22 protein-coding genes, 1 pseudogene and 1 riboswitch are annotated in these 22,131 nt (G+C 70.2%); of the genes and pseudogenes, 11 read left to right on the plus strand and 12 right to left on the minus strand.

Annotated elements, in window-relative coordinates; all coding sequences use genetic code 11:
• Positions 1 to 54 precede the first annotated feature (54 nt).
• Positions 55 to 672: a histidine phosphatase family protein gene (locus HW130_RS29795; RefSeq protein WP_177152868.1), complete on the minus strand. Its 618-nt coding sequence runs from the start codon at positions 670 to 672 to the stop codon at positions 55 to 57.
• A 91-nt stretch (positions 673 to 763) separates the two neighbouring features.
• Positions 764 to 844, plus strand: a riboswitch (cobalamin riboswitch).
• Positions 845 to 903: 59 nt separating this feature from the next.
• Here HW130_RS29795 and HW130_RS29800 point away from each other — a divergent pair.
• The 3 genes from HW130_RS29800 to HW130_RS29810 all read left to right on the plus strand — a co-directional run bounded on the left by HW130_RS29800 (position 904) and on the right by HW130_RS29810 (position 2,475).
• On the plus strand, positions 904 to 1,128 hold the full coding sequence (locus tag HW130_RS29800; protein ID WP_177152869.1) for a CbtB-domain containing protein: 225 nt from the start codon (positions 904 to 906) through the stop codon (positions 1,126 to 1,128).
• 28 nt (positions 1,129 to 1,156) lie between these two features.
• Positions 1,157 to 1,924, plus strand: coding sequence for a CbtA family protein (locus HW130_RS29805; protein ID WP_177152870.1), 768 nt, complete (start codon positions 1,157 to 1,159; stop codon positions 1,922 to 1,924).
• Between the two features lie 257 nt (positions 1,925 to 2,181).
• Positions 2,182 to 2,475: a putative quinol monooxygenase gene (locus tag HW130_RS29810; RefSeq protein ID WP_177152871.1), complete on the plus strand. Its 294-nt coding sequence runs from the start codon at positions 2,182 to 2,184 to the stop codon at positions 2,473 to 2,475.
• Here HW130_RS29810 and HW130_RS29815 read toward each other — a convergent pair.
• From HW130_RS29815 to HW130_RS29845, 7 genes and pseudogenes are all read right to left on the minus strand, one after another.
• Positions 2,391 to 2,924: pseudogene (locus HW130_RS29815) on the minus strand (DUF2961 domain-containing protein); the annotation flags it as partial. The gene HW130_RS29810 and the pseudogene HW130_RS29815 overlap by 85 nt on opposite strands.
• A 390-nt stretch (positions 2,925 to 3,314) precedes the next feature.
• Positions 3,315 to 4,247 (minus strand): PfkB family carbohydrate kinase, encoded by a 933-nt coding sequence (locus HW130_RS29820; RefSeq protein ID WP_177152872.1) that lies wholly within the window; start codon positions 4,245 to 4,247, stop codon positions 3,315 to 3,317.
• Positions 4,244 to 5,779, minus strand: a complete 1,536-nt coding sequence (locus tag HW130_RS29825) for a glycoside hydrolase family 32 protein (protein ID WP_309140624.1) — start codon at positions 5,777 to 5,779, stop codon at positions 4,244 to 4,246. The genes HW130_RS29820 and HW130_RS29825 overlap by 4 nt, the downstream gene beginning before the upstream one ends.
• Positions 5,772 to 7,148, minus strand: coding sequence for a glycoside hydrolase family 172 protein (locus HW130_RS29830; protein WP_177152873.1), 1,377 nt, complete (start codon positions 7,146 to 7,148; stop codon positions 5,772 to 5,774). The genes HW130_RS29825 and HW130_RS29830 overlap by 8 nt, the downstream gene beginning before the upstream one ends.
• 84 nt (positions 7,149 to 7,232) lie before the next feature.
• Entirely contained in the window at positions 7,233 to 8,243 is a 1,011-nt protein-coding gene (locus HW130_RS29835) for a LacI family DNA-binding transcriptional regulator (RefSeq protein ID WP_177152874.1), read from the minus strand.
• Positions 8,244 to 8,875: 632 nt separating this feature from the next.
• The gene (locus HW130_RS29840; protein WP_177152875.1) at positions 8,876 to 10,210 is read right to left on the minus strand and encodes an ABC transporter ATP-binding protein; all 1,335 of its coding nucleotides are present in this window, start codon (positions 10,208 to 10,210) and stop codon (positions 8,876 to 8,878) included.
• A gap of 263 nt (positions 10,211 to 10,473) precedes the next feature.
• Positions 10,474 to 11,475: a LacI family DNA-binding transcriptional regulator gene (locus HW130_RS29845; protein WP_177152876.1), complete on the minus strand. Its 1,002-nt coding sequence runs from the start codon at positions 11,473 to 11,475 to the stop codon at positions 10,474 to 10,476.
• Between the two features lie 347 nt (positions 11,476 to 11,822).
• Here HW130_RS29845 and HW130_RS29850 point away from each other — a divergent pair, with 347 nt between their 5' ends.
• The 5 genes from HW130_RS29850 to HW130_RS29870 all read left to right on the plus strand — a co-directional run bounded on the left by HW130_RS29850 (position 11,823) and on the right by HW130_RS29870 (position 16,562).
• A complete protein-coding gene (locus HW130_RS29850) occupies positions 11,823 to 13,145 on the plus strand; it encodes an ABC transporter substrate-binding protein (protein WP_177152877.1) in 1,323 nt (440 codons plus the stop codon).
• A gap of 82 nt (positions 13,146 to 13,227) precedes the next feature.
• Positions 13,228 to 14,100: a carbohydrate ABC transporter permease gene (locus tag HW130_RS29855; protein ID WP_177152878.1), complete on the plus strand. Its 873-nt coding sequence runs from the start codon at positions 13,228 to 13,230 to the stop codon at positions 14,098 to 14,100.
• Complete coding sequence (locus HW130_RS29860) at positions 14,097 to 15,023, plus strand: carbohydrate ABC transporter permease (protein ID WP_309140625.1); 927 nt, start codon at positions 14,097 to 14,099, stop codon at positions 15,021 to 15,023. Before HW130_RS29855 ends, HW130_RS29860 begins: the two co-directional genes overlap by 4 nt.
• 124 nt (positions 15,024 to 15,147) lie before the next feature.
• The gene (locus HW130_RS29865) at positions 15,148 to 15,327 is read left to right on the plus strand and encodes a hypothetical protein (protein WP_177152879.1); all 180 of its coding nucleotides are present in this window, start codon (positions 15,148 to 15,150) and stop codon (positions 15,325 to 15,327) included.
• A 50-nt stretch (positions 15,328 to 15,377) separates the two neighbouring features.
• Positions 15,378 to 16,562 (plus strand): NosD domain-containing protein, encoded by a 1,185-nt coding sequence (locus tag HW130_RS29870; protein WP_177152880.1) that lies wholly within the window; start codon positions 15,378 to 15,380, stop codon positions 16,560 to 16,562.
• A gap of 94 nt (positions 16,563 to 16,656) precedes the next feature.
• Here HW130_RS29870 and HW130_RS29875 read toward each other — a convergent pair whose 3' ends face one another.
• Complete coding sequence (locus tag HW130_RS29875) at positions 16,657 to 16,851, minus strand: hypothetical protein (protein WP_177152881.1); 195 nt, start codon at positions 16,849 to 16,851, stop codon at positions 16,657 to 16,659.
• Positions 16,852 to 16,943: 92 nt separating this feature from the next.
• On the opposite strand from HW130_RS29875, the gene HW130_RS29880 reads away from it, so the two are divergent.
• On the plus strand, positions 16,944 to 17,411 hold the full coding sequence (locus HW130_RS29880; RefSeq protein ID WP_177152882.1) for a Rieske (2Fe-2S) protein: 468 nt from the start codon (positions 16,944 to 16,946) through the stop codon (positions 17,409 to 17,411).
• Positions 17,412 to 17,506: 95 nt separating this feature from the next.
• On the opposite strand, the gene HW130_RS29885 is transcribed toward HW130_RS29880, so the two are convergent.
• Positions 17,507 to 18,157 (minus strand): cysteine hydrolase family protein, encoded by a 651-nt coding sequence (locus HW130_RS29885; RefSeq protein WP_177152883.1) that lies wholly within the window; start codon positions 18,155 to 18,157, stop codon positions 17,507 to 17,509.
• 113 nt (positions 18,158 to 18,270) lie between these two features.
• On the opposite strand from HW130_RS29885, the gene HW130_RS29890 reads away from it, so the two are divergent.
• A complete protein-coding gene (locus tag HW130_RS29890; protein ID WP_177152884.1) occupies positions 18,271 to 18,738 on the plus strand; it encodes a pyridoxamine 5'-phosphate oxidase family protein in 468 nt (155 codons plus the stop codon).
• Here HW130_RS29890 and HW130_RS29895 read toward each other — a convergent pair.
• Complete coding sequence (locus HW130_RS29895; RefSeq protein ID WP_177152885.1) at positions 18,727 to 19,629, minus strand: LysR family transcriptional regulator; 903 nt, start codon at positions 19,627 to 19,629, stop codon at positions 18,727 to 18,729. The genes HW130_RS29890 and HW130_RS29895 overlap by 12 nt on opposite strands.
• A gap of 74 nt (positions 19,630 to 19,703) precedes the next feature.
• Here HW130_RS29895 and HW130_RS29900 point away from each other — a divergent pair, with 74 nt between their 5' ends.
• Positions 19,704 to 20,774: a DMT family transporter gene (locus HW130_RS29900; protein ID WP_177152886.1), complete on the plus strand. Its 1,071-nt coding sequence runs from the start codon at positions 19,704 to 19,706 to the stop codon at positions 20,772 to 20,774.
• Here the strand turns inward: HW130_RS29900 and HW130_RS29905 are convergent.
• Positions 20,765 to 22,096, minus strand: coding sequence for an aminotransferase class I/II-fold pyridoxal phosphate-dependent enzyme (locus HW130_RS29905; RefSeq protein WP_177152887.1), 1,332 nt, complete (start codon positions 22,094 to 22,096; stop codon positions 20,765 to 20,767). The two genes, HW130_RS29900 and HW130_RS29905, sit on opposite strands and share 10 nt — an antisense overlap.
• Positions 22,097 to 22,131: the final 35 nt, after the last annotated feature.

Consider the following 22,131-nt stretch of genomic DNA (forward strand, 5'->3'; position numbering starts at 1 on the left):
GCATGGAGGCAGCAGCTCGTCGGGTGCGACGTGAGCGCGTCCGCAGGGACATCCTCACGGCCCGGTGGTCGCTGCGACCGGAGCCAACGGCCTTCCGCAGTGCAGGTTCCAGCGCCCGGCCCGGCCGGTGATCTCGGTCAGTGACAGCGGCCGTACATCGAGCCGCCAGAACACCTGCGGCGGAAGGCCCAGCGCGTGGACGAGGGCCGCGCGGATCACCGCCGGTTCCACCACGGCCAGCACTCTTTCCGTGCCCTCGGCACGGTCGTTCAGCCAGGCACCGACGCGACCGACGAGCCTGGTCAACGACTCACCCCCGTGAGGCGCCGCATCGGGGTCCGAGAGCCAGGCGGCAACTGCCTGCGGCTCCGACTCGGTCACTTCTTCCAGCGACCTCCCGTGCCAGCGCCCCATGTCCAGATCGTCCAACTCCGTCAGGGGCTGGGCGTTCAGACCGAGCACGGTGGCCGTCTGACGGCAGCGGAGCGAGGGGGAAGACGTCTGCATGGTCGACTGGGGAAGCCCGGCTGCGGCCGCGCGCGCCTGCTGCTTCCCGACCTCGTCCAGGGGACTGTCCCCACCGAAACGCGCTTGGCGCAAACCCTCATTGACGGCGGGTGCCACCAGCATCACGCGTACCGGCATCTCTCCCTCTCCCCTTCCGTGTCGCATAGAGACTAAGGGCACACGAGTACGGGCCCGTGCGCCGTAGCGCTGCAGGTCGCGACGCGGTACTTTCACGTGGACATGACGACGGTGTGACGGAAGTCCGGTGAGAATCCGGCACGGTCGCGCCACTGTGAAGCCTGCCCTCACGTACGAGATCGGGACAGGCGAGTCAGACCCGCAACCGTCGTCCAAGGCACCAACGATCGGGACGCGTGTTCCCCAGGAGGTTCTGCCATGGCACTCTCCGCTGCCCCCGCGCCGGCCACCCCCGCCGCACCGGCCATCACCCCCATCTCGCTGAAGGCGATCGCCCCTTGGGCGCTGTTCGTCGGCGTCCTCATGCTCGTCGTCCTGTACTTCGTCGGCGCGGAACAGGGCGCCGTCGCACTCCTCTCCGGCGAGAACGTCCACGAGTGGGTCCACGACGGCCGTCATCTGCTCGGCTTCCCCTGCCACTGACAACCGCTGAAGTCAGAGGTAGCCACTCATGAACTCCGTACCCGTCAGAGCCCTGCTCGTACGCGGCATGCTCGCCGGTCTCCTCGCCGGCGTGCTCGCCTTCGCCGTCGCCTATCTGCTCGGCGAGCCTCCTGTGGACGCGGCCATCGCCTTCGAGGAACAGGGCAGCCACAGCCATGGCGAGGAGGAACTGGTCAGCCGTGCCGTACAGTCCACGGCCGGACTCGCCACCGGCATCCTGCTGACCGGCGTCGCCCTGGGGGGTATCGCCGCCCTGGCGTTCTGCGTCGCGCTCGGCCGCTTCGGCCGCATCGGCCCACGCGCGACCGCGGGCTTGATCTCGTTGGGCGCGGCGCTGACCGTCTGCGTCGTCCCCTTCCTGAAGTACCCGGCCAATCCGCCGGCCGTCGGTGATCCCGGCACGATCGGCCGGCGCACGGCCCTGTACTTCCTGTTGATCGCGCTCAGCGTGCTGCTCGCCGTCGCCGCGGTCATTTTCGGCAAGCGGCTGGCACCCCGGCTGGGCAACTGGAACGCGACCGTCGCTGCCGTGGCCGGATTCGTCGTCGCCATTGGTCTCGCCTACGCCTTCCTGCCGTCGTTCAACGAGGCGCCGGAGGGCTTCCCGGCTGCTGTCCTCTGGCAGTTCCGCCTCGCGTCCCTCGCCGTCCAGCTCTCCCTCTGGGCCGGATTCGGACTGGTCTTCGGTCACCTCGTGGAACGGCTGCTCGTTCCGCAGCGCCCCGGTGAGGCAAACGCCGGGGCCGAGACCCACAGAGCCGCAGCGGCGCACTGAGTCGATGCGGCCACGGAAGCCGACCGCCCGAACCGCCCGAGGATCAACACGGCGCGGTTCGGGCGTCTGCGTTGTGCCGGCTGCCCGTTCCGGGCGCTCCGCCCGCCTGGACAGCGTCACGGCCTGGCAGGTGCAGTCGTACTCCGGCCGAACGCCCCGGCAGGTACGTTGACGGTGCGGGGCGGAGTGCCGGAACCGGCGCCCGCCCCGCACCGTTCCGCCATGCCGGTGCGCCGGCGAGAGACAGGAAACAGGGCATGAAGAAGACTCTGCTGGCCGAGTTCACCGTGCGCCCCGGAAACGAGGAACGCGTCGCCGAGCTGGTCAAGGACTACGCCGTCCGCGTCCGTGAGGAGCCAGGGAACCTGGCGTTCGAGGTGTACACCAAGGAATCCGATCCCCTGGCGTACTGGATCTTCGAGGTGTACGAGGACGAGGCCGCCTTCCGGGCCCATCTGGCAGCACCCTACGGCCCGCCGTTCAACAAGGAGCTCCAGCCGTTGATCAACGAGAAGGAGTCCGTGCTCACGTTCCTGACCCCGCTCGGCTGAGGAACCGGCGCCGTACCTCGCGTGCGTACTGCGCGTTGCTCGCCGACCGTTGCCGCGACTCCTCCGCGCGGCGCTCCAAGCCATTCCTGACGCTGCGCCGCGAAGTCGGCCATCCGGGCGTCGCGTTGCTCGTACATCGCCTTGCGCAGCGCGTCGAGACGGCCACGGTCGGGGGCCGGGAGGTCCTTCATCGACGGGGTGTCCGGGCGGCGCGGGAGACGCAGACCGACCGGTGGGACGTCGAAGCGGGGTCCGGGGAGGGTCTGGTACCAGTACGCGGTCGAGGCCCAGTCGTCCGACAGATGGTTGGCGTGGCCGTGCTCCATGGTGACCTTGATGCGCTCCTCGAAGCGGAGGGGGTCGGCCAAGTGCCAGCGGGAGCTGATAGCCGAGGGCGTTGTTGAACTCGACCATCGCGGTGCCGGCCTGCCGGGCGTCGAACGGGCCGGGGCCGAGAACGAGCCGGCAGCCCTGGACGAACCAGAGGTGGGTGATGGCCCCGGGACCTTCGAGGTCGGCCAGGACCGCGGTCTCGCCCGGCATGACGACGAACGCGTCCTCGTTCAGGCCGGTGTGGTCCCAGCTGGCCACGCGCGCCGAGCGGGCCCGGCGGTGCTTGGCGGCCCGGCCGAGCAGGTCGTCTCCGAGGGAGAAGGAGGGAACGGACATGGGCATGCGTCTCCCGGTGAAGTGGTGGGAAGGCGAGGGGTGTTCCGCGGACCGGGGCCAGGCGTCGTGACCCCGGTCCGCCGAACACCTCCGAGGGACGGTTCACCCCCGTGCGGCGGGCCGTCCGCCGAGGACGGCCCGCCGCACGGAAGGGCCGCACGCTGCCGGCGCTACGGAGCGACGCCGAGGGCGGCGTCCAGCTGTGCCCGGGTGGGCGGCTGGGCGCCGGCCCGTTCGCAGGCGAGCGCGCCGGCGGACACGGCCTGGCGCAGCAGATGCTCCAGGGCGTCCCGGTCCTCGGGCAGGTGCACCCGGTGGGTGCCGTCCTCGCGGGGGAGGAGCAGCCCCGCGAGCAGCGCCGCCTGGAAGGCGTCGCCCGCACCGATGGTGTCGACGACCTTCACCGGCGGCGCCGCCACCGTGACCTCCGCGCCGGCGAGGAGACCACGGGCGCCCTCGGCGCCGATCGTGGTCACCACCAGGCGGGGGCCCATGCCGATCAGCTCGCGGGCGGCGTCGACCGGCTGCCGGTCCGGATACAGCCAGGCCAGATCCTCGTCGCTCGCCTTGACCACATCGGCGGTCGCCACGATCCGCTCGACCGCACGCCGGTAGGCGGCCCGGTCCGGCTGGACACGGGGACGTACGTTCAGATCCACGGCGACTGCTCCGCCGGGCCGGGACCGGATCGCGCGACAGGCCTGCACGACGCGGTCGGCACCCGGCTCCACCACGATGGCCAGGGAACCGGTGTGGAGGAGCGTGGCATCGGATGGCAACTCCGGCAGCAGCGGATCCCAGGTGGCCAGGAAGTCGTACGTGGCGGCACCGGTGGCGTCGTCGACGTAGGCCAGGGCCAGCGTGGTGCGGCCCGAGGCGGATTCCGCACGGTCGATGGGCACACCGGTGGCGTACAGGTGGTCACGCACCAGCACGCCGGGCGGATCGTCGCCCCAGCAGGAGGTGAGGCGGACGGGACGCTCCAGGCGGTGCAGGCCGACCGCGACATTGGCGGGACTGCCGCCGGGGATGGGGACGATCGTTGTGCCCCCGCTGCGCCACACGAGATCGACCAGCGATTCGCCGATGACGACGGCGGTCATGACGCCCGCTCCGATTCCAGCCGCCTGTCGCCTTCCGGCCGCTTGTCGTACTCCGGCCGCTTGTCGTGGATCTGCACGCCGGCGAGATCCCATGCCTCGACGGCGTAGTGGGCCGGACCCGAGCCCGTCGCCGTCGCCTGCAGGCGCCAGGGGGCGCCGCCGACGGGGTAGAAGCGGAGGCTGAGCGCCTGTCCGTCGGCCGTGAACACCTCGACGACGGAGTGGTCGAGGACGACACGGAGGTCCACCGGCCCCGGCTGCGCGGGCAGCCGCCAACTGCCGCCTTTGGCACGCGGTTCGAGCGAGGCATGGGACCGGTCGACGACCACCTCACCGGTGTCGGGGTCGCGGACGATGTCCAGGTACTCGCCGCCGGCCGCGTCGGTGATCAGCCGCAGGCCTCCTGCGGCTGAGAGGCGGGCGACGATGTCGCAGGCGGGACCGATCCCACCCAGGTCGGCAGGCCGATCGGCGCGCGCCTCACCCGTCGCGTCGACGCGGCGGTCCCGGCGCAGCCGGTCGACCTCCCGGGCGGGGCGCTGCAGGATTTCCCCGTCGTCGCCGAGCGTCACCTCACGCGGCAGGGACAGCATTCCGGCCCAGCCCACCTCGTCCGTCCACGTGCTGGGGGCGCCGACCCGTTCCTCGTCCCGTGCCTCCCAGATCCAGGCCCACATCAGCCGGCGGCCGTCGGGGGCGGGCAGCAGCGCCGGCGCGTAGAAGTCCGGTCCGTGGTCGAGACGGCGGGGGGAGCCGGCGACGAACGCCCCGTTCTCCTCGTGCCCCGGCCAGGCCGCCGTGCACAGCGCCCCTTCGGCCGGGTCCCAGGCACTGACCAGCACCGCCCCGCGGCCGTCGGGGAAGTACGCGTACTGGGCGCACTCCCAGCCCTCCTCGGTGTTGCCACCGCCGGGCAGCGGCTCGGGCTCCCGGGTCAGGAAGACGCCCTGGTCCTCCCACTCGACCAGGTCGGTGGAGGAGTACTGCACGGCCGCGCCGCGACCGTCCTCCAGGGCGGCGCCGACGAGCATGCGCCAGCGCTCGCCGTCCCGCCACACGAAGGGGTCGCGGAACATGGTGGTCCCGGCGGGCGGCTCGGCGACGAGCAGCCGCTCGTGCTTGGCGAAGGTCAGACCGCCGTCCCGGGACACCGCCCGGGCGACCGGCTGGTACCAGCGGTCGGCGTGCCGGGCCGAGTAGAAGGCGACGAGCTCGCCGTCCGCCTCGACGGCATTGCCCGACCACACTCCCCCCGCATCCTCCCCGCCGGGGGTGGGGGCCAGGGCGATGGGCAGCAGCTCCCAGGTGAGGAGGTCGGCACTGCGGAAGTGCCCCCAGTGCATGTCGGCGTGCCGGGCGCTTCCCGGGTTGTACTGGAAGAAGACGTGGTAGTGGCCGTCGTGGAAGACCAGCCCGTTGGGGTCGTTCAGCCAGTTGTGCGGCGGGCGCAGGTGCAGCGCCGGAAAGTGCGGGTCCCCCGGCGGACCGGACACGGCAGGGGGCCGTTCGACGGCGTCCACGGGGTCAGCCACGGGTGCGCTCGTCGTAGCGGTGCCGCACGTCCGCGGCCTGCTTGGTGTTGGCCTCGGACTCCTGCAGCGAACGCTCCCCGCGCAGGCGGGTGCGCTCGGCGAGGTGCTCCATGTGCCGTTCGAAACGGGCCCGGTAGCGTTCCCGCATCTGGGCGATCTCCTCGGCGACGGCGCCGGCGCGGGGGGCCGGGGTGGGCATGGGCAGGCCGGCGGGGCGTACCGGCAGACGCTGCTCGAGCGGCAGTATGGAGGCCTTCGGCGAGGGGAGCGTCTGGTACCAGTAGGCGGTCGAGGCCCAGTCGTCGCTCAGATGGTTGCCGTGGCCGTGCTCGATGGAGACCTTGATGCGTTCCTCGAAGCGGACCGGATCGGTCACATGGAAACGGTAGTTGACGGAGTAGCCCGGGACGTCGGCCTCGTGGAGGATCGCGCCGTGGTAGAGGTAGGCGTTCTTCTGCATGCCCCAGGCGTGGTTGAAGTAGTCCTCGGTGCCGGTGCCGTGCAGGGAAGGCGGCCAGACGGTGGATCCGTCGGGCAGGAAGTCGTCGTCGATCCAGATCATGTCGTTGCCCTCGCCCCACCAACTGCCCTGCCGGTGGTGGACGGAGAGGTTGCAGCCGACGTAGTGGCCGCTGCCCTCGGTGTCGAGGATGACGTAGTTGTCCTCGCCGGTCACATCGACGATGTTCACCTCGGGGCTGTTGGTCTGGATGTCCGGGGCCCAGCCGTTGCACGGGTTGCTGCGGTTCCAGCGGGCGTGGAAATAGAGGGTGTCCTCGGGCAGTTCCTCGGGGAACAGCTCGTAGTCGATGTAGAAGTACTGCTGGATCGGCAGGTCGTTCTCGTTGACCAGCTCGATGCGGGCCCGCTTGTTGAACGGCATCGGCGCCCAGCAGTTCAGCGCCGCGCTGCCGCCGAAGATCAGGGACTCCTCGGGCTTGGCCGAGACGGTGAAGAGCGCTGACTGGTAGCTGTTGGGCATGCAGTGGCCCACGCCGAAGAAGTCGCCGAGCGGCACGAGGACGGCCGGCTCCTCCTCGTCGTCCCAGGTGATGCGGATCAGGACCTTGCGGTAGTAGTCGGGGTCCGGCTCCTCCCAGTTGACGCCGAGCGCGTTGTGGATCTCCATGACCGGCGCGACGGTGTCCGCCTCCAGTGGGTCGATCAGACCGGGTCCGAGCGTCTTCCGGCAGAACTGCGTCATCCAGATGTGCGTGATCTGGCCCGGGCCTTCCAGGTCGGCGAGGACCCGGCTGGAGTGCGCGGGGGTCGTCCAGTAGTCCTGGTTGCGGCCGCGCTGGTCCCAGCTCGACGTACGGGCGCTGCGCGCCGCCTTCCGGCGGGTCAGATCGCCAAGGGAAGTAGACATGGGGAATGCCTTTCGTGATGTCAGTCGCTGATGTCGGATCGTTCGGACGGTGGGGACTGGCCTCCGCCACCGCCCGCTGAGGGGCTATCCCGTGGTGCAGCCGCACGAGGTGCGGTAGATGACACGCGGCGTGAGGCGGATCGTCTCGCCCGCGTCGCTGGTGTCGCCGTTCACCCGTCGCAGCAGCAGGGTCATCGCGGTGACTCCCACGTCGAAGGCCGGCTGCACAACGGTGGTGATACGGGGTTCGAAGAGGTCGGACTGCGGGAAGCCGTCGAACACCGCGAGCTTGAGGTCGCGCGGGATGCGCAGGCCGATCTCCGCGGCGGCCTCCATGACTCCGACCGCTGTTTCGGTACTGGCACAGGCCACTGCGTCCGGCCTCCCTTCGCCGCCGAGCATGCGGAGGGCCGAAAGGCGGGTTTCCCCTGCCAGCCCCGACCCGGTGATCACCAACTCGGGGTCCGGCTCGATGCCTGCTGCCCGAAGCGCCTGCGTATAGCCGCGGTGGCGCTCCGCCATGGTGGAGACCGCGAGGTCTCCGGCGGCCAGGGCGATGCCGCGGTGGCCGTGCCCGAGCAGGTGCTCCACGAGTTCGCGCATCGGCGTGGTGTTGTCCACGCCGACCTGGTCGCCGGTCCCGGACTCGCCGATCCGGTCGAGGATCACCACCGGCGTCCCGCCGCGGCGCACGGCCTCGGTCTCCTCGCCCGTCGACTGTGCTGCCGGGGCGACGATGAGGCCGTCCACCCGCCGGGCCGCCAGCGCCTGGACCGATCGGGCCTCCTGGGCGGGATCCTCCCCCGAGTGCGCGAGGAGCAGTGTGTATCCCGCCTGGGCCGCCTCGTGCTCGACGCCCCGGACCATGTCGGCGAACGTGGGCTGGCCGGCGTCGGAGACGACGAGTCCGATGGAGTCGCTGCGTGCGCGGCGCAGGGAACGGGCGAGCGTGTCCTGGCGGTACCCGGTCTGCTCGATGGCCTTCAGCACCCGCCTGCGGGTCCGTTCCGCCACCGGCCGGGTGCCGTTCACGACGTGCGAGACGGTCGAGATGGACACCCCGGCGAACTGCGCCACATCGACGATGGTCGCCACGTCACCTCCTTATCGAAACGTTTGCGCGAAACGTTTGCGCCGATTGTTGTCGCGTGCCGCGACGGGTGTCAAGGCGTCGGATGCCTCAACTCCCTTGTCCGTCGTGGACCCTTACGGGGTCGTGGCTCACCAGGGCAGGGGCCGTTGGTGGTTGCTGCCGGTGGTCGCTTCACTCCGGGTGAGCCCTTCCACGGGGCCGTGGCTCACCAGGGCAGGAGCCGTTGGTGGTTGCTGCCGGTGGTCGCTTCACTCCGGGTGAGCCCTTCCACGGGGCCGTGGCTCACCAGGGCAGGAGCCGTTGGTGGTTGCTGCCGGTGGTCGCTTCACTCCGGGTGAGCCCTTCCACGGGGCCGTGGCTCACCAGGGCAGGAGCCGTTGGTGGTTGCTGCCGGTGGTCGCTTCACTCCGGGTGAGCCCTTCCACGGGGCCGTGGTCTGCCGTCGCAGGCCCCGGGCCCCTGTGCCTCGAGCGCCGGAAGCAACGCGTGCCTCGGCACTCCCCGCGGCTTCCTGCGTGGGAGGTGTTCCCGCGCACCCAGCACCCGGCGCGGGGACCGTCCCCGTGTTCCCCGGCAACGGGGTGCCGCACCCCTCCGGGCACAGGAGGGCGCCCGGAACGCACCGCGTCGCGTCCTACTCGTACAGCCCCGGAGTCTCGGTCGGAGCGGGGCAGATGCGCCGGCCGCGGCGGTCGAAGACGTACAGCTGCCCGAGGTCCACGAGCAGCGGCACCTGGGCGCCCGCCCGCAGCCGTACGTCCGGTCCCGTACGCAGCACCAGGTCGCCGGCCGTGATCATGTCCCGATCCGGGGCGTGCGCGCCCGGCGCCTGGCCCTTCGGCCCGTCCGGAGCGGACGCCTGGGGCTTTCCGTGCGACCTGGCTCGCTCCTTGATCCGTCCGAGACGGCCTGGCGTACGGCCCCGACGGCCGGGACCGGGCCGCGCCGACTCCAGATCGGGCACCACCGCACGGCGCGAGCCCGTGTTCAGATGCACCAGGGCCTCGTGGCCCTGGTACTCCGTGTGCTCGACGACGCCGGTCAGCGGGACCTCGCCGGGCCGGGCATGGCTGGGCGGGGCGATGCGGGCGGCCTCGGGACGCAGTCCGACGACGACCGGCCGCCCTTGCTGGATGCGCAGCAACTGGTGGTCGCTATTGAGCGGTTCGGCCAGCGGCAGTCTCTGCCGGCCGAGTTCGACACACATCCGTTCCCCCAGCGGCGCGTGAACGACGGCCTGGAGCAGATTGATGCGAGGGGTGCCGATGAAGGCGGCGACGAACACGTTCGCGGGCAGCGCATAGGTCTCGCGCGGAGTGCTCACCTGCTGGAGCACACCGGCGCGCATCACCGCGACCCGGTCGCCGAGCGACATCGCCTCGGCCTGATCATGCGTCACATAGACCGTGGTGACCCCCAGATCAGCGGTCAGCTTGGCTATTTCGGCGCGCAGGTGGTTGCGGAGCTTGGCATCCAGGTTGGACAGCGGCTCGTCCATCAGGAAGACGGACGGCCGCCGGGAGATGGCCCGGCCCATCGCGACGCGCTGGCGCTCGCCGCCGGACAACTGACTCGGGTAGGAGTCCAGGGTGTCGTCGATCCCGAGCATCCGGGCGGTTGCCTCGATGCGCGCGCTGTGGTCCTCGTGCGGATGCTGCAGCTTGAGGGGGAAACCGATGTTGTGCCGGTTCGTCATGTTCGGGTAGAGCGCGAAGTTCTGGAACACCATGGCCATGCCGCGTTCACGCGGTGGCACGTCGTTGGCGTACGCGCCGTCCAGCAGCAGCTCGCCCTCGGTGATGTCCTCCAGGCCCGCGATCATGCGCAGGACGGTGGACTTGCCGCAGCCCGAGGGGCCGAGCAGGACCAGGAACTCTCCCGGTGCGATGTCGAGCGAGAACCGGTCGACGGCAGTGGCGGCGCGAGCGTACGTCTTGCTGACGCCGCGCAGGGACACGGCCCGTGTCATCTGGTGCCGCCTGGTGGCAAGCACCCGCAGGGCGAGGTCCGGTGCGCCGGATCGCCGAGGTGCGTCGGACCTGCGAGATGCGCCGGATCGGCAAGAGGCGCAGGGGTGACCGGAGGGGAGGGCATTACCATCTGCCTTTCAGTGATATGTCAGTCGCTGATTGCAGGCGGCGGGGGACTGGCCTCCCCCGCCGCCTGACGCTCCGCACCGCCACCGGTACGTCTCGCGCACCGGACATGCGGCGTCCGACCGGTGGCGCCGGGTCAGTCCGGGCAGCCGCACGACTCCCGGTACGTGATCTCGGGCGCCAGCCGGACGGAGCGGTAGCTGTTGGTGTCGTCCTCCAGGCGGCCGAGCAGGAGCTGCATGGCTGTGCTGCCGATTTCGTACGCGGGCTGCGTGATGGTGCTGATCCGAGGCCGGAAGAGGTCCGCGTTCGGAAAGCCGTCGAAGGCGGCGAACGCGAAGTCGCGCGGGGCGTGCAGATCCAGCGCCCGTGCCGCCTCGAGCACGCCGACGGCGGATTCGGTGCTCACCGCCACCACGGCCGTCGGACGGTCCGGTGCCTGGAAGAGCCCGGTCATGCTGTGCCGGGTGTCGGGCGCGAGACCGCTGCCCATGAGGATCAGCGAGTCGTCGGCCTCGATGCCCGCCTCGTCGAGGGCGTCCAGGTAGCCCTGCCGCCGTTCGGCGATGGTCGGGACCGAGGCGTCGCCGGCCGCCAGCGCGATACGCCGGTGACCGTGCTCGACGAGGTGCAGGACCACGTCGCGCATGGGGGCGGTGTTCTCGACCCCCACCTGATCGGCGCGGAGGCCCCCCAGCCGGTCCATGAGGACCAAAGGGGTGCCCCGCTGCTGGATGTCCGCCATCTCCTTGCGGTGTGAACGGCCGACCGGGGCGATGATCAGGCCGTCCACCCGGCGCTCGGTCAGCACTTCCAGCGCACGCCGCTCGCGCGCGGGGTCCTCGCCCGAGTTCGCGAGCAGCAGCGTGAGGCCGGCGGCAGTCGCCTCGTGTTCGACGCCCCGGACCATTTCGGCGAAGGCGGGTTGGGTCACGTCCGACACGACGAGGCCGATCGAGTCGGTCCGTGACCGGCGCATGGCCCGGGCCACGCTGTCGCGCCGGTATCCCGTGGCCCGGATCGCCGCCTCGACGCGTGCTCGGGTGTCCTCCCGGACGGGGCGCGTCGCGTTGAGGACGTGAGACACGGTGGACGTGGAGACGCCCGCCAGCTGCGCGACGTCGACGATCGTTGCCACTCGCCCATCTCCGCCTTACGTAATCGAAACGTTTACGCAAAAGATGGCACGCCGCGACAGCGCCGTCAACGGGCGCGGGATCCCGTTGGTCAGCGCCCGACGGGATCCCGCGCGGCGGCGGTGAGCCGTATTCCCCGCAGTGCGGGAAATCCCGTTGGTACACAGTCTTGACACGCGAATCCGGCTGAGTATCTTTCATCGAAACGTTTGCCCCGCCCGGCGAGCCTCGCTCACAGGAGCCCCGCGCCGGCCGTCACCAAGCCATCTCCAGCAGCCGATCCGGGCTGCCCGTCTCGGTGCAGTCAGCAGACCCCGCCTCAGAAGATGTCAGTGAAAGGTGCAGCACTATGTCAACGATGACATGCGAGACCGACAGATCTCGCTCCCCGCGGATACGTCGGCTCGCAAGCGGTGTCACGGCGACGGCGCTGGCCGCCGCGATGGTGACGGCATGCGGCTCGGACTCCGGCGCCTCCGCCGACGGGGCGATCACCCTGGCGATGCACAACCCGAACATCCAGCAGCAGGACCCCGCGACATACGAACTCGTCCAGGCGTTCAACGCGAAGAACCCGACGATGAAGGTCAAGCTCGTCGGCCGGCCGATGGAGCAGCACCAGCAGCAGATGACGATCGCGGCGCAGAGCGACACCCTGCCCGAGGTCTTCTGGGTCTACAACGCGCTGGCGAAGAACATGGCGAAGAACGGCGACCTGCTCGATCTGCAGCCGGTCCTCGCCGAGAAGGAGCTGGACGCCAAGTTCGCCCCCCATATGCTCTCGGGCTTCAAGCAGGGGAACGTCCAGTACGGCGTCCCCTACCAGGCGCTCGTCACCGGCTTCTACTACAACAAGGCCATCCTGGACGAGCACGGCATCGCCGTCCCCAGGACCTACGACGACCTGCTCGCCGCCGTGAAGAAGCTGAAGGCCAAGGGCGTCGTGCCGATCGCCCAGGGCGCGAACAACTCCTCGTTCAGTGTGTGGGCCTTCCTCACGATGCTCGACCGCTTCGGCTACGAGGACAAGTACCAAGCGATCCTCGACAAGAAGCAGAGCTACGACAACCCCGACTTCCTGCGCCTCTACGAGCACATCGAAGACCTGGCCGAGGCCGGCGCCTTTCCGCCGAACATGACGACGCAGACCTACACCCAGGCGGTCGCCTCGTTCACCTCCGGACAGGCCGCCTTCCTCGACTCCGGGGTGTGGGACGCCGCGAAGATCCAGGAGAGCCCGGTCGGCAAGAACGTCGGGTTCTGGGCAGGTCCCACCTTCTCCGACGGCGTCGGCAACCAGAACCTGGTGATGAACGCCCCGTCGGCGCCGCTCGTCGCCAGCGCCAAGGTCAAGAAGGACCCGAAGAAGTACGCGGCCGTCAAGAAGTTCCTCCAGTTCTACTACAGCGACGAGGGTCAGCAGATCCTGGTCGAGAATGCGCAGCCGCCTGTCACCACTTACGTGCCGATCGTGGACAAGGCCAAGTCCTCCGTGTTCTGGGCCGTGCTCGAGGAGGCCGCCCGGCAGGATCTGTCGAGCCCCAAGGCACAGCCGGACCTGGTCGTCTCGGCCGAGACCGCCAACGCCATGTACGACAGCCTCTACGGCGTGATGTCCGGTGCGATGAGTCCGAAGGACGCCGTGCAGCTCGTTCAGCGAACCCTCAAGTAGCCGACGGCACAAGGCAGCCGACGGCGAACGCCGTCCGGAGACGACCAGGGCCGCCCACCCTGGTCCGAATGGCAAGGACAGCATGAACTGGCTCACCACACGCCGGACTTTCACCCTCATGATCGCGCCGGCGTTGCTCCTCTACACCGTGTACATGGTGTACCCGATCCTGTACTCGGTCTATTACAGCTTCACCAGCTACGACGGCGTCTCACCGGCGACGTTCACCGGACTCGACAACTACCGCGAGATGGCGCAGGACACCGTGTTCCGGACCTCGGTCCAGAACACCGGGATCATCCTCGGCGTCGCGGTGACGCTCCTGGTCCCCCTGGCGTTCCTCCTGGCGGTCCTGCTCAGCGGCAACGTCAAGGGAAGCGCGATCCTCAGACCACTCGTCTTCGCGCCGGCGATCGTGGCGCCGATTCTCGTCGGGCTGATCTGGATCTTCATCCTCGACCCCGAGATCGGCCTGGTCAACGCGGTGCTGCAGGCGGTCGGCGCAGCCGTCCAGCCGCAGTGGATCGGAGGGAGCACCCTCAGCCCCTACTCCGTCGCGTTCGTCTATCTGTGGCAGCAGATCGGCTTCATCGTCACCATCCTCTACGCCGCCATCCGCATGCTGCCGCGTGACGTGATGGAGGCCAGCACCCTCGACGGGGCGACGCGCTTCCAGCAACTCCGGTACATCACGGTGCCGATGCTGCGCGAGTCGTTCGGAATCTGCACGGCCCTCGTCGTGACCGGCGTCTTCAAGATCTTCGAGCTGGTCTACGCCCTGACCGGCGGCGGCCCGGTCCATCTGTCCGAGGTCATGGTGAGCTACATGTACCACGTCACCTTCACCACACTGCAGTACAGCTACGGCATGGCGCTGGCAGTCGTGGTGTTCGTCATCGGCGTCGTCGCCGCCGTCGCCACCCTGTTCGGCCTCAAGAGGAGGGCTGCGGCGTGAAGACGACGAGCACCCCGCGCACCGCAACGACGAGCACCCGACGCACCGCATCGCACGCCAATACCCTGCCCGCCAAGACCCTGCCGGGCCGGCGCCCGCGCCGCGGCCGCATCATCGCGTCGGCCCTCGCCTATCTGATCACCTTCGTGATCCTTCTGCCGCTGCTCTGGATCATGCTCCTGTCGTTCCAGACCAACGAGAACATCCTGGCGCACCCGTTCTCCCTGTCGGATCTCAGCCTCGCCAACTACCGACAGGCCCTCGAAACGCTCGACCTGATGGTCATGTACAAGAACACGCTGATCCTGGCGGTGTTCTCCGTGACCATCGGCCTGGTCATCTCCTACATGGCCGCCTTCGCTCTGACGCGGATGGTCTTCCGCAGCGGACGACGCGGCGTCCAGAACGCGACGAGGTACTACCTCCTGGCCGGCCTGGCCGTACCCGTATACATTCTGCTCTTCCCGGTGTACCGGCTCGACATCGCACTGGGTCTGTTCGGTACGCATGCCGCGCTGATCCTGCCGTACATCGCCGTCTCGATCCCCTTCAACATCCTTCTCCTCACCGGGTTCCTTCGCGAGTTCCCCGAGGAGATCGAGCAGGCGGCGGTCATCGACGGGGTGGGGCTGTGGTCGATGGCGTGGAAGGTCGTGTTCCCGCTGATGCGCCCGGTCGTCGCCACCCTCGCCATCCTCAACGTCATCTACGTGTGGAACGAGTTCCCCTTCGCGGTGACGTTGATCAACAAGCCGGAGCTGACGACGGTCTCGCTCGGGATCTCCCAGTTCCAGGGCGTCTACAGCGTCAACTACGGCGCGATGATGGCGTCCGCGACCCTCGTGCTCGTCCCTCAGCTGATCATCTACGCGGTCTTCCAGCGTCAGGTCATCTCGGGCATGACCGCCGGCGCGATCCGCTGAGCCGGCGGGATCCGCTGAGCCGTCGAAAGGAGCCGATCCGCACGACCGTGTGCTCCGTCCGGTGCGGGCGTCGGTGCCCGCACCGGGACACACGGACACCCCGATCCCTCGTCCAGGAGCCGCCATGCATCAGGAAAAGCCGCGGATCTCACGTCGCAGTGTGCTCGCAGGGCTCACGGGAGCTCTGACAGCGGCGGTGTCCCTCAACACCGCACAGCGCAGCACCGCTCGGGCCGCAACGGCCGAGCCGTCCGCACCGCCTCCCCCGCACCCGTCGTACCACTCCATCGTCGGCCTTCTCTGAGCACCCCGCACACACAACACCCGCACCAGACCGCTGAAGAAAGGACGAACATGGCAGACACTGTCTACGACGTCACGACATGGGCCGGAGCGACGGTCTCCCCGTACGTGGACATCGGCGCCGTGATCAACCAGATCATCGCCGACATCAAGTCGAAGCAGACGACGCAGACCACCAGACCCGGCGCGGTCATCTACATCCCGCCCGGCCACTACGACCTCCTGACGCGGGTGGTCGTCGATGTCAGCTTCCTGCAGATCAAGGGGGCCGGCCACGGGTTCCTGTCCGAGGCCATCCGTGACGAGTCGCAGACCGGGTCCTGGGTCGAGACGCTTCCGGGCGCCAGTCACATCCGGGTCAGGAACAACGACGGTCACAACGAAGCGTTCCTGGTCAGCCGAACCGGGGCCCCCGCCACGGTCGGGCGGCTGAACAGCATCGTCTTCCAGGACTTCTGTCTCGACGGGGTGAACGCCGCCAAGCCCTATCTTCCGGGCAACGGCAAGACCGGCATCTCGTTCCAGTCCGACAACGACGCGGTCCGCATCGAGGGCATGGGCTTCGTGTACCTCGCACACGCCCTCGTCATCAAGGGGGCGGACGCCCCCAACATCACCAACAACTTCATCGCGGAGTGCGGCTCCTGCATCGAACTGACGGGAGCGTCACAGGTCGCCAAGATCACCAACAACTTCCTGATCAGCGCCTGGGCCGGCTACTCCGTCTTCGCGGAGAACGCCGAGGGGCTTCACATTTCCGGCAACACCATCCTGTGGGCCTGCAACATCACACTGTCCAGCGGGAACCGCGCCTCCATCACCGGCAACAAACTGCTCAGCAACTTCCCCAGCCAGATCGCACTGCTCGGCAACAGCTCCGAGAACCTGATCTCCGCCAACCATTTCCGACGGGTCTACGGAGACGGCACCAGCACCCGCTTCGACGACAAGTTCGGCATGGTGCACATCGCCGGGAACAAGAACACTGTGACGGGCAATCAGTTCTCCTTCGACGTCCCGTCGCAGAACATCACGCCCGCGGGCCAGGCCCCGACCATCGTGCTGGTCAAGAGCGGCGACAACAACTACCTGGCGTCGAACCACATCACCAGCAACGTGGCGGCCAAGGTCGTCCTCGACGCGAGCACCACGGCTACGAGGGTGCTCCACAGCGCCACCACCGCGCAGCTCGATGCCTTCACGACCAACCACTTCATGGTGGCAACTCCGAGCTAGCGGAACCGCAGCTGCCGGCCGTCGCATGACGGCCGGGCAGCTGCAACGCGTCCGGAGAGGCCTTCAGGAGCACTCCTGGGCGCCTCGCGGCTCGTCACTCGATGAAGACGTCGACGTCCTGGAATTCGCTGGTGCCGTTGAAGGTGTTGATGCCGAGGCGGCCCGAGGTGTACGTGGAGTCCGTGGCGTCGATGGCGCTGGGCGGACGAGGGCGCGTCCCGGGCCGGACCGCCCGCGCCGGAGCGTGACGTACCGCCGCAGGCTGACCGCGCAGAGCATGGGCCCGCAACAATCCGGGGAAGGGGTGAACATCGACGGCGGATGGCCCGTACACCATCACGAACCGGCCGACAGAGGGCCGGCCGTGGAGAGGGAGCCAACATGACCGGATCGCAGGGGACCGCACGGACCGTGGCGCGTCGTACCGTCGTCGCCGCGGCGGGCGGCGCCGGTCTCGCCGTCGCCCTGACCGCCTGCGGCGGTTCGGACGACTCGGCCGGGTCGGTGTCCGACAAGCCCGCCGACCAGAGCGCCGGGGCGACGGGCGGCACAGGCGGGACGGGCGGCGGCTCGGTCGTCGCACGGACCACCGAGATCCCGGAGGGCGGCGGCAAGGTCGTCGGGGACGTGGTGATCACGCAGCCCCGGGCGGGCGAGTTCAAGGCGTTCTCGTCCAAGTGCACGCATCAGGGCTGCGCGGTCAAGGACGTGGCGGACGGGGTCATCACATGCCCCTGCCACAACAGCGCGTTCGACGCGTCGGACGGCAGCGTCAAGGCGGGTCCCGCGACCGCGCCGCTGCCCCCGGCGGAGATCACCGTGGAAGGCGACTCCATCAAGCTCGCGTGACTCGGCCGGTTCCGGCGCACGGGGTCAGGCGCCGGAACCGCCTCGGGGGTCACGCGTGGGAGGCGGCCGCCGCCGGGTCAGGGGTGTGCGCGAGGTCAGGCGCGCAGGGCCCGGCGCGGCCGCTTCCAGCAACACAGCACGGTGTCGGTGGTCGCGATCGTCGCCACCAGGGACAGCGTGTTGCGGATCATCGCGGGGGTGTACTCGGCGGGCACCCCCGCGATGGCGTCCGCCACCACGACGACGGTGTAGCCGAGGTTGACGGCGTCGAAGACGGCGGCCGGGACGGCGATGTTCGCCGAGACGCCGGTGACGACCAGGGTGCGGCAGCCGAGGTTGCGCAGCACCGGATCGACCCCGGTGCCCGCCACCGGAGACAGGCCGTGCAGCCTGCGGACCACGATGTCCTCGTCCGCCACGGTGATCGGCGACGCGACGCGGACCGCGGCCGAGCCGCAGTGCTGCTGCACCGGGAGCCGGGCCGCGGACCGGAACAGCCGGGCGTTGCCGTTCGCTCCGCGCCCGTCGGGCCGCCGCTCCGCGACGGCGTGCATCACCTGAACGTCCGCCTCGTGCGCCGCGCCCACCAAACGGGCGATGTTGCGGAGCACGCCGGAGGAACGGGCCTGGGCCGCGAGTTCGGGCAGTGCGCTCCCGGCTCCGACGACGCCCTCCTGGCACTCGACGGTGAGCAGCACGGTGGTGGCGGGATCCAGCTGTTCGGCGAGCTCGTCCCTGGACGCCATGGCGTGTCCCTTCCTCGCTGTGCCGGGGCGCGCGAGAATAGCCGCCATTGCGCGAGGCAGGAAGCGGCGCCATGATTTCTGACACACCGTCAGAACATGGGAGGGGTATGCCGATGACCGTCACCCAGCGCCGCGGCCGGCGCATCATGATGACCCCCGAGGAGCTGGACGCCTTCCTCGCCGAGCGGCGCACCTGCCGGGTGGCCACCGTCTCGGCGGACGGCCGCCCGCACGTGAGCGCGCTGTGGTTCGCCTGGGACGGCACGTCGCTGTGGTTGTACTCGCTGATCCGCAGCCGCCGCTGGGCCGATCTGCGCCGCGACGCGCGCATCGCCGTGGTGGTCGACGACGGCGAGGAGTACGGGGAGCTCAGGGGCGTCGAACTCGCGGGCACCGCCGTGTTCGTCGGCGAGGCCCCGCGAACGGGCGCGGACTGCCCCGAACTGGCGGCGCCCGAGGCCTTGTTCGCCCGCAAGAACTTCGGCCTGGAGGCGATGCCGCACGACGGCCGGCACGCCTGGCTGCGGCTGACGCCCGATGCGATCGCCTCCTGGGACTTCAGGAAACTGTCAGCCCTCTGACCCCGCGGCCGTGCGCAGCGCGTCGACGGCCGCCCTGATGGACGGCCTGCGGTCGGCGTCGGTGCGCCACACCGCGTACACATGGCGGCGCATCCGCTGCCGTACGGGGACGAGCGCGACGCCCTCGGGCACGGGTCCCCGGCCGAGCCGGGGGGCGACGCACACACCGAGACCGGCCGCGATGAGCGCCAGCTGGGTGTGGTGTTCGCCCGCGAGGTGCGCGATCCGGGGCTCGAACCCCTTGGCGCGCAGGGTGAACACCAGCCAGTCGTGGCAGAACTCCCCCTCGGGCCAGGAGACCCACTCGTCGTCCGCGAACTCCTCCAGGTCCACCTCGTCGCGGTCCGCGAGGGGATGGCCGGCCGGCATGGCGACATCGGGCACGTCGTCGAGAAGCCGGGCCTGGCTGAGACCGCCGGGCACGGGCAGGCGCTTGTTGCTCCAGTCGAGGACCACCGCGAGATCGAGGTCGCCGCGGATGACCGCCCGGATGCCCAGTTCGGGCTCCAGCTCGCGGGTCTGCACCCGCAGGTCGGGGTGGTCGCCGCGCAGCGCGGCGACGGCGGCGGGGAACAGGCCGCGGGCAGCGGTGGGGAAGGCGCCGAGCCGCACCTCCCCCACGACCTGTCCGCGCTGCGCCTCGATGTCGGACTGCGCCAGCTCCACCTGGGACAGGATGCGCGCGGCGTGGTCGGCGAGGAGCCTGCCGGCGTCGGTCAGGCGCACCCCGCGCCCGTTCTTGGCGAGCAGTTGCTGACCGACCTCCCGCTCCAGCTTCGCCATCTGCTGGGAGACGGCCGAGGTCGTCACGTGCAGTCCGTCGGCGGCGCCGCTCACGGAACCGTGCCGGGCGAGGGCGTCGAGGGTGCGCAGGCGCTCCAGGTTCAACATGTAAGCGATACTAAGCGAATAGGTCCAAGTTTTCTCGCTTGTCCTAAGTGATCGAAGCCGGGATCGTTGAGTACATGACCACCGCCGCCCCGGCGCCTGCCTCGTCCGGCCGCGCCCGCCCGTCCCTTCCCTCCCCTGCCTCCCGCCGCCACGCCGTCGACTGGCGCATCCGGTTCGCGGTGCTCTCGACGGTCTGGGGCTTCAGCTTCCTTCTGATCAAGGTCGGCACGGGGGCCTACGCGCCGTTCCAGGTCACCTTCGGCCGGCTCTTCTTCGGCGCCGCCGTCCTGGCCGCGGCCATGGCGTTCCGGCGGGAGCGGCTGCCGCGCGGGCTGCGCACCTGGGGCCATCTCGCCGTCGCGGCATTCCTGCTCAACGCGCTGCCCTTCTCCCTCTTCGCCTACTCCGAGCTGACGATCCCCTCGACGCTCGCGGGCATCTGCAACGCCACGTCGCCGCTGTGGGGCATGGCGCTGTCCCTGGTCGCGCTGTCCGAGGACCGGCCGACCCGGCGGCGGGTGGCGGGACTGGGGATCGGGTTCCTCGGTGTGCTGACGGTCCTCGGCGTCTGGCAGGGCTTCTCGGGTCTCGACGTCCGCGGCACGGCGATGGCGCTGCTCGCCTCCCTCAGCTACCCGGTCGGCTGGATCTACGTGCGCCGTACGCTCGCGGGGTCGAGCCACTCCCATCTGTCGCTCACCGGCGCTCAGCTCGGGCTCGCCACCGTCCAACTGGGTGTCGTCACCCCGCTGTTCACCAGCGTGCCGACCTCGTTCCCCCTCGTGCCGCTGCTCGCCGTCGTCGCGCTCGGCGCGCTGGGGACGGGACTGGCGCTGCTGATGCAGTACGGGCTGGTCGCCGAGGTCGGTCCGACGACGGCGCAGATGGTCACGTACTTCATCCCGGTCATCGCCACCGCGGCCGGTGTGACACTGCTGGGCGAACAACTCGCCTGGAACACGCCCGTCGGCGCGCTGATCGTGCTGGCGGGGGCAGCACTCACGCAGAGCCGCGCCAGGAGCGCGCGTACGGCCACGGCCGCGGAGCCGGCACCGAGCCCGGAAGCGGCCCCACCGGCCCCGGCCGGCGTCGCACCGGAAGCGGCCTCGCCCGCCGTCACCCCGGCTTGCGCCGCTCAGCCGTAACTGCGCGTCGGCACCGGGCCGATCGCCGCGGCCACCGCCGCCGCGATCGGCTCGATGTCCGCCTGCGTGAGCGAGGAGACCGTGATGCGCACGCCCGGCGACGCGGACATCCGGAACCGGGCCCCGGGGGCCACGGCCCACCCGGCGTGCAGCAGCCGCGCCACCGTGCCGGTCTCGTCGGGCACGGGCACCCACACGTTCATCCCGCTGCGCCCGTTCGCCGGGACACCACGGCGCGCCAGCGCCCCGATGAGCGCATCCCGCCGTTCGCCGTACGCGCGGGCCACGGCCCGGGCGTCGACCGCCCCCGACGCCCACAGGTGGGCGACCGCGCGCTGCAGCAGCGTGCTGACCCAGCCCGGGCCGAGCCCCAGGCGCCCCAGCACCCGGTCGACGGTGATGGTGTCACCAGTGAGGACCGCGACGCGCAGATCCGGCCCGTACGCCTTGGCCGCCGAGCGCACGAAGGCCCAGTGCGCGGTGGCGCCGGCGAGGGGGTGGAGCGGCTGGTCGACGATGGCGTGCCCGTGGTCGTCCTCGACGACGAGGACCTGCGGGAACCGGCCGAGCACGGACCGCAGTTCCGCCGCTCGTGCGGCCGTCAGGACCGCGCCGGTGGGATTCTGCGCCCTGTCGGTGACGACGACGGCGCGGGCCCCGGCCGCGAGGGCCCGTTCGACGTCGGCGGGGAGCGGCCCGTCGTCGTCCAGGCCGACCGGCAGTGCCTTGAGTCCGAGGGCGGAGACCAGGTCGAGCAGACTCCCCCACCCCGGATCCTCGACCGCCACCGCGTCTCCGGCCCTCAGGTGGGCGGCCAGCACGCGCTCGATGGCGTCCAGCGCGCCGAAGGTGGCGGCGAGCGGCCCGTGGGGAACGCCGTCGGCGTCGAGGGAGGCCCTGGCCAGGCGCGCGAACTCGGCGTCGAGCGGCCCCTGGCCGTAGAGCGTCGGGTGCTCCGCGTGGTGACGGGCGGCGACGGCCAACGCCTCGTCGAGCGGCGGCAGGAGGGCGGTGTCGGGATTGCCCGCGCCGAGGTCGCGCACGCCGGGCGGCGCCTCGACCCGGATGGCGTTGCGGGGCGTGCTCGCGGGGCGCGGGCGCACTCGGCTCCCCCGCCGGCCAGCGGTCTCGATGACGCCGCGCTCGCGCAGGGTGCGGTAGGCGGCGGCCACGGTATTGGGATTGACCCCGAGGTCGGTCGCCAACTCCCGCATGGGAGGCAGCAGTTGACCCGGTTCGAGGTCGCCCGAGCCCACCGCGCGCTCGACGCTCGCGGCAATCTCCGATGCACGCCGTCCAGTGATCCGATACTCTTCTAGCACAAAATCGATTATGCACTAGTGCAATGGAGTCCCGC

This window comes from Streptomyces sp. PKU-EA00015, assembly GCF_013387495.1.
Taxonomy (GTDB): domain Bacteria; phylum Actinomycetota; class Actinomycetes; order Streptomycetales; family Streptomycetaceae; genus Streptomyces.